This window comes from Rugosimonospora acidiphila (assembly GCF_039543385.1).
GTDB classification, from domain to species: Bacteria; Actinomycetota; Actinomycetes; order Mycobacteriales; family Micromonosporaceae; genus Rugosimonospora; species Rugosimonospora acidiphila.
Window position 1 is genome coordinate 263,668 of sequence record NZ_BAABJQ010000010.1, and the last position, 6,496, is coordinate 270,163.

The 6,496-nt window shown below is 70.5% G+C and carries 6 protein-coding genes and 1 pseudogene; 6 read left to right on the plus strand and 1 reads right to left on the minus strand.

All coding sequences use genetic code 11. The features are described from left to right. The first annotated feature begins 74 nt into the window (after positions 1–74). Both ggt and ABEA87_RS19445 read left to right on the plus strand, forming a co-directional pair. Positions 75–1,907 (plus strand): gamma-glutamyltransferase, encoded by a 1,833-nt coding sequence (gene ggt / locus ABEA87_RS19440; RefSeq protein WP_345631410.1) that lies wholly within the window; start codon positions 75–77, stop codon positions 1,905–1,907. 63 nt (positions 1,908–1,970) lie between these two features. After that, positions 1,971–2,723 (plus strand): ROK family protein, encoded by a 753-nt coding sequence (locus tag ABEA87_RS19445; RefSeq protein WP_345631412.1) that lies wholly within the window; start codon positions 1,971–1,973, stop codon positions 2,721–2,723. A 12-nt stretch (positions 2,724–2,735) separates the two neighbouring features. Here ABEA87_RS19445 and ABEA87_RS19450 read toward each other — a convergent pair. After that, a pseudogene (locus ABEA87_RS19450) lies at positions 2,736–3,064 on the minus strand (ATP-binding cassette domain-containing protein); the annotation flags it as partial. Positions 3,065–3,231: 167 nt separating this feature from the next. Between ABEA87_RS19450 and ABEA87_RS19455 the strand changes: the two are divergent. From ABEA87_RS19455 to ABEA87_RS19470, 4 genes are read left to right on the plus strand one after another with little or no spacing between them, the layout of a single operon-like run. After that, on the plus strand, positions 3,232–3,519 hold the full coding sequence (locus tag ABEA87_RS19455) for a hypothetical protein (RefSeq protein WP_345631413.1): 288 nt from the start codon (positions 3,232–3,234) through the stop codon (positions 3,517–3,519). Next, complete coding sequence (locus tag ABEA87_RS19460; RefSeq protein ID WP_345631415.1) at positions 3,495–4,475, plus strand: sugar ABC transporter substrate-binding protein; 981 nt, start codon at positions 3,495–3,497, stop codon at positions 4,473–4,475. Before ABEA87_RS19455 ends, ABEA87_RS19460 begins: the two co-directional genes overlap by 25 nt. Further along, positions 4,475–5,518 carry an ABC transporter permease gene (locus ABEA87_RS19465; RefSeq protein ID WP_345631417.1) on the plus strand — a complete coding sequence of 348 codons (1,044 nt, stop codon included), beginning with the start codon at positions 4,475–4,477 and terminating at the stop codon, positions 5,516–5,518. The genes ABEA87_RS19460 and ABEA87_RS19465 overlap by 1 nt, the downstream gene beginning before the upstream one ends. Next, complete coding sequence (locus ABEA87_RS19470; protein WP_345631419.1) at positions 5,515–6,309, plus strand: ATP-binding cassette domain-containing protein; 795 nt, start codon at positions 5,515–5,517, stop codon at positions 6,307–6,309. The genes ABEA87_RS19465 and ABEA87_RS19470 overlap by 4 nt, the downstream gene beginning before the upstream one ends. The last annotated feature ends 187 nt before the right edge of the window (positions 6,310–6,496 follow it).

The following is a 6,496-nucleotide window of genomic DNA, read 5'->3' on the forward strand; positions in this document are numbered from 1 at the left end:
CTGCCCACTTGCGGCCCGGTACCCGTGAGGGTAGGCAGAGGGATGTCGATGTTTCGCTACTTGGGGAGGCACGCATGAGGCTGATTCTGGGGCGCCGGCACGGGTACCCGCTGGCGGTGCTGGCCGCCGCGGCCGTGCTGGCGGTGCCGACGGCCGCGGCCGCGGCGCCGGCCGGGCACGGTTCGCCGGGCTCGGCCCCGCCACCCGGCCCGACCGCCACCGGCTCCGGCGGCGCGGTCGCCACGGTCGACCCGACCGCCACCAGTGTCGGCCTGGACGTGCTGCGGCACGGCGGCAACGCGGTCGACGCCGCGGTGGCCGCGGCCGCGACGCTCGGCGTGACCGAGCCGTTCTCCTCCGGCATCGGTGGCGGCGGCTTCTTCGTGTACTACGACGCCCGTTCCCACACCGTGCACACGCTCGACGGGCGGGAGACGGCGCCGGTCTCGATGAAGCAGAACGCCTTCGTCGACCCGGGCACCGGCGCGCCGTACGCGTTCCAGGAGGCCCGGATCAGCGGCATCTCGGCCGGCATTCCCGGCTCGCTGATGACCTGGCAGACCGCCCTGCACAACTGGGGGACCAGTTCGCTCGCCGACGCGTTGAGCCCGGCGATCGACGTGGCCACGCACGGCTTTCCGGTGGACGCCACGTTCGCCGGGCAGGTCAGCAGCAACGCGGCCGCGTTCAGTCAGTTCACCTCGACCCGCGCGCTGTATCTGCGCAATGGCGCGCCGCCGGCCGTCGGCTCGACCTTCCGCAACCCCGACCTGGCCGAGACCTACCGGCTGATCGCCAAGAACGGGGTGCAGGAGTTCTACCGCGGCCCAGTGGCCCAGGACATCGTGCGCACCGTGCAGCACCCGCCGGTGGCCAGTGACCCGGCGATGTCCTGGCCGTACACCATCCGGCCGGGCACCATGCGCGCCTCCGACTTGGCCGCGTACGCGGTCCGGCAGCCCGCGCCGACCCACGTCACGTACCACGGCCTGGACGTGTACGGCATGGCCACGCCGTCCAGCGGCGGCAGCACGGTCGGCGAGGCGCTGAACATCCTGAAGAACTTCGACCTGGCGCACGAGCCGCGCACCACCGCGCTCAACGACTACCTCCAGGCCAGCGCGCTGGCATTCGCCGACCGCAACCGCTACGTCGGCGACTACACGCCGCGGTCCGAGCTGAACTCGTTGCTCACCAACGACTTCGGCCGGCAGCGGGCCTGCCTGGTCGACCAGGCGCACGCGCTGCCCACCCCGATCGGTCCCGGCGTGCCGGGCGCCAACGGCCGGTGCACCCCCTCGGCCGGTACGGTGACCGACAGCAACGAGCAGAGCACCACCAACCTGACCGTGGCCGACCGGTGGGGCAACGTGGTGGAGTACACGCTGACCATCGAGCAGATCGGTGGCAACGCCATGCTGGTGCCGGGCCGGGGCTTCCTGCTCAACAACGAGCTGACCGACTTCAACTTCACCCCGACCCAGGGCAGCGCGCCGGACCCGAACCTGCCCGGCCCGGGCAAGCGGCCGCGCAGTTCGATGTCCCCGACCATCCTGCTCGATCACGGCCGGCCATACCTGGCGGTGGGCTCGCCGGGCGGGGCGACCATCATTACCACCGTGCTGCAGATCCTGGTCAACCGGCTGGACTTCGGGATGAGCCTGCCCGACGCGATAGCCGCGCCCAGGGCCTCGCAGCGGGACGCCGCGACGACCGACGTGGAGCAGTCGTTCCTGGCCTCACCGCAGGCCGGTCCGCTGGCCGCGATGGGGTACCAGTGGGGCGCCCCGGCGGAGATCGGTGCGGCCACTGGCATCGAGTTCCTGCCGGGCAACCGGCTGGTGGCATCGGCCGAACCGGTCCGGCGAGGCACCGGATCGGCCGGGGTGGTGCGTCCAGCACGTTGAGTGACCGGCACTGAGCCGCCGGGCCGGAGCGAGTCCGGTCCGGCGGCCGGGCACACTGTGATCGTGAAGACGACGCTGGCCATCGACTGCGGCGGTGGTGGGATCAAGGGCTCGATCTTGGATGAGGCGGGCACCATGCGCACGCATCCGCAGCGGGTGCCCACCCCGTACCCGTTGTCGCCCGCCCGGTTCGTGTCGACCCTGGTCGAGTTGGGGTCGGAGTTCCCGACGCCGGACCGGGTCACGGTGGGTATGCCCGGGATGATCCGGCACGGTGTGGTGGTGGCCACCCCGCACTACGTCACCCGGAGCGGGCCGCGGACCAAGATCGACTCCGACCTGCTGTCGGCGTGGAGCGGCTTCGACGCGCAGAGCGCGGTCGGCGCCGCGTTCGGGGTGCCGACGCTGGTGCTCAACGACGCCGAGGTGCACGGGGCCGGCGTGGTCGCCGGTGCCGGTCTGGAGCTGGTACTCACCCTGGGTACCGGGCTGGGATGCGCCCTGTTCGACGGCGGGACGCTGGCGCCGCACATAGAGTTCTCGCAGGCCCCGGCGAAGTGGGGGCAGAGCTACGACACGTACATCGGCGAGCCGGAGCGCCGGCGCCTCGGCGACGCGCTGTGGTCACGTCGGGTACGCGCGGTGGTGGAGGGGCTCCGTCCGGTGTTCCTGTGGGACCGGCTCTACCTCGGCGGCGGCAACTCCCGGCACATCCGATCGGAGCAGCTGGCCCGGATGGGCGACGACGTGGTGGTGGTACCGAACACGGCCGGCATCATCGGCGGGGTGCGGGCCTGGTCGATCCGGGGCGTCTGAGCCGGATCCTCGGGTCCGCTCCTGCGCCGCCAGCGATGCCAGCAGGCCGCGGACCCAGCGGATCCCCTCCGGATCCAGGCCGTTGAGCGGCTCGTCAAGCAGCAGTACGGCCGGATCGCCGAGCAGTACGGCCGGATCGCCGAGCGGCGCGGTCGCGATGCCCAGCGTGCCTGCCCGCCGTCCGGCCGGTCCAGCCCCATCAGCAGGCGCAGAGTGGTTGACTTTCCCGACCCGTTGGCACCCAGGAAACCGGTCACCGTGCCGGGCCGGACCGCGAAGCTGAGCCGGTCGACGGCCAGGGTGGGGCCGTAGCGTTTGGTCAGATCCTTGACCTCGATCACCGAACCTCCTCGCTGGCCGTGTGCCTGAACGCCGCCGCTTTCGGCGAGCGTCCGTTCATCGGTGAGGTGAGCACGGGCCTCGTTGGCCTCGAAGATCACAGTAGGTAACCGAGGCGGCACGCGGAATGCGGCTATCACCTGGATTCCGGACCGGGGGATAGCCCCCGGTGCGGTCGGTGCCGGGCGTGGTCAGTGATCGCCGGGCGTGGTCAGTGATCGCCGGGCGCGCGAGGCGCGGTGGTGGTGGTTGCCGAACTCGACCGTACGGCGTAGATATCGATCTATCGAAAGTATTCGAGATATGGATCGGGCTCGCCGGCGCCGGCCGGATCCGGCGCCTCGCACGCGGCCACCCGCGCGGCCTCGACCAGATCGAGTCGCTGGGGCTGACCGGCGTCGACGCGCGGACCCTGGGACTGGAGGATGCGACATGCGCAGGCATCGACGGCTGTTGACCGCGCTCGTGCTGGTACCGCTCGCGCTGACCGCGCTGACGGCGTGCGAGGGCGGCAAGAAGAACGCGGCCCGGACGGCGCCGGGCACCGGCGGCGGGTACACCTTCGCCGTGGTCACGCACGGCGGCACCGGGGACGCGTTCTGGACGGTGGTGAAGAACGGTGCGATGGCGGCGGGCAAGCAGCTGAACGACAAGGTGACCTACGAGAGCAGCGGCGACCCTCAGCAGCAGTCGCAGCTCATCGACGCCGCGATCAATCAGAAGGTGGACGGTCTGGTGGTCTCCATGGCCAATCCGGACGCGCTGAAGGCATCCGTTCAACGGGCGGTCGCCACCGGCATCCCGGTCATCACCATCAACTCCGGTGCCGAACAGTCCGCGGCGTTCGGCGCGATAGCCCATGTCGGCCAGGACGAGACGGTGGCCGGCAAGGGAGCCGGCGACAAGCTGGCGTCGATGGGCGTGCACCACCTCATCTGCGTCATCCATGAGGCCGGCAACGTCGGGTTGGAGCAGCGCTGCGTCGGCGCCAAGGCCGGCCTGACCGGCGGCACCGTGGAGAACCTCCAGGTCGACCTCAACAACCTGCAAGCGGCCCAGGCGACCATCCAGGCCAAGCTGCAGTCCGACAAGTCGGTGGACGGCGTGCTCACCCTCAACGCCCAGGTCGCCTCGATTGCCGTGGCGGCTGCCAAGGGCGCGGGCTCCGCCGCCAAGGTGGCCACCTTCGACCTGAACACCGACGTGGCCAAGCAGGTCCAGTCCGGCGACATCGCCTTCGCGGTCGACCAGCAGCAGTACACCCAGGGGTACCTGCCGATCGTGCTGCTCACGCTGTACAAGCAGAACCTCAACACGCTCGGCGGCGGTCAGCCGATCCTGACCGGGCCCGGCTTCGTCACGAAGGACAACGCGGCGCAGGTCGAGGCGCTCACCGAGAAGGGCACCCGGTAGTGGCGGCCGCCACCACCGCCGGAGTCGACGAGCGGATCAAAAATTCCGGCGTCACCCGGCAACTGCTGGCCCGCCCCGAAATCGGAGCGCTGATCGGCGCCGTGGTGGTGTTCGCGTTCTTCGCGGTCCAGTCCAGCGTGTTCCGGTCCGGTGCGGGCGTGGCGAACTGGCTGGACCCCGCCTCGACGCTGGGCATCATGGCGATCCCGGTGGCGTTGCTGATGATCGGCGGTGAGTTCGACCTGTCCGCCGGGGTGATGGTGGGCACGGTGGGGCTGACCGTCGGGGTGCTGACCGGCGAGTACGGGATGAACACCTGGGGCGCCCTGGTAGTCGCCCTGGCGCTGGCGCTGGCGCTGGGCTTCTTCAACGGGTACCTGGTGGTGCGCACCGGGCTGCCGAGCTTCATCATCACGCTGGGCACGTTCCTGATGCTGCAGGGGCTGAATCTGGGCGTCACCAAGGCCATCACCGACACCGTGCAGGCCGACTCGATCGATACCGCGCCCGCCTACCGGCCCGCCTACGACCTGTTCGCCACCACGGTGAACGTCGGCGGCGTCGGGTTCCGGGTCACCATCCTGTGGTGGGTGGTGCTCACCGCGCTGGCGACCTGGGTGCTGCTGCGTACCCGGTTCGGGAACTGGATCTTCAGCGTGGGCGGGAACGTGCAGGCCGCCCGCAGCGTCGGCGTACCGGCCGCCCGCACCAAGGTGCTGCTGTTCATGGGTACCGCGGCCGGAGCCTGGCTGGTCGGCACGATGACCGCGCTGCGGCTCACCTCGGTACAGGCCAACACCGGCATCGGCGAGGAGCTCATCTACATCGTCGCGGCGGTCATCGGCGGCTGCCTGCTCACCGGCGGCTTCGGCTCCGCGGTCGGCGCCAGCCTCGGCGCGCTCATCTTCGGCATGGTGCAGCAGGGCATCGTGTACCTCGGCTGGGACAGCGACTGGTTCAAGTTCTTCCTGGGCGCCATGCTGCTGCTGGCGGTGTTCACCAATCGGTTCGTCCGGCGGCTGGCAGAGGAGAGTCGGCGATGAGCGAATGCAGCACCCCCTTGCTGGAGGTCAGGGAAATCGGCAAGTATTTCGGCAGCGTCATCGCGCTGTCCGGAATCTCCATGGCGGTGGCCGCCGGACAGGTGTGCTGCGTGCTCGGCGACAACGGGGCCGGGAAGTCCACCCTCATCAAGATCCTGTCCGGGGTGTTTCCGCCGGACACCGGCGAGTACCTCATCGACGGCCGACCCGTGCGGCTGGCCGGTCCGCGTGAGGCGCTCGACCGCGGCATCGCCACGGTGTACCAGGACCTGGCCATGGTGCCGCTGATGCCGATCTGGCGCAATTTCTTTCTCGGCTCCGAACCGACCAAGGGTCGCGGGCCGCTCCGCCGGCTCGACGTCGCGCGGGCCAAGGACATCACCCGGCGCGAACTGGCCGACCTGGGCATCGACATCCGCGACCCGGAGCAGCCGGTCGGCACGCTGTCGGGGGGCGAACGCCAGTCGGTGGCGATCGCCCGCGCCGTCCACTTTGGAGCGAGGCTGCTGATCCTCGACGAGCCGACGTCGGCGCTGGGCGTGAAGCAGGCCGGCGTGGTGTTGCGCTACATCGTCCAGGCGCGGGACCGGGGCCTGGCGGTCGTCCTCATCACCCACAACCCGCACCACGCGTACCCGGTGGGGGACCGCTTCGTGCTGCTCAAGCGCGGGCGCAGCCTGGGTGACTTCGCCAAGTCGGAGGTCGGCCTGGCGGAGGTGACCAGGCTGATGGCCGGCGGCGCGGAACTGGAGGAACTCGGCCACGAACTGGAGCAGTCGTCGCCGACGTGAGCACCGCTCCGCCGCCCGCCGGTCGGTTTGGCCGGGCCGGCTGCCACGACTTTCCCACCCATGGACATCGACCACCTCCACCGACGGCGCTAACGGAACGCGCATTACGGGCATCGCTGGGGCCGGTGAGGCGGAGAATGCGAGATCTTGGTGGCTTTCCCCCCGCCCGCGGGGGGAAAGCCACCAA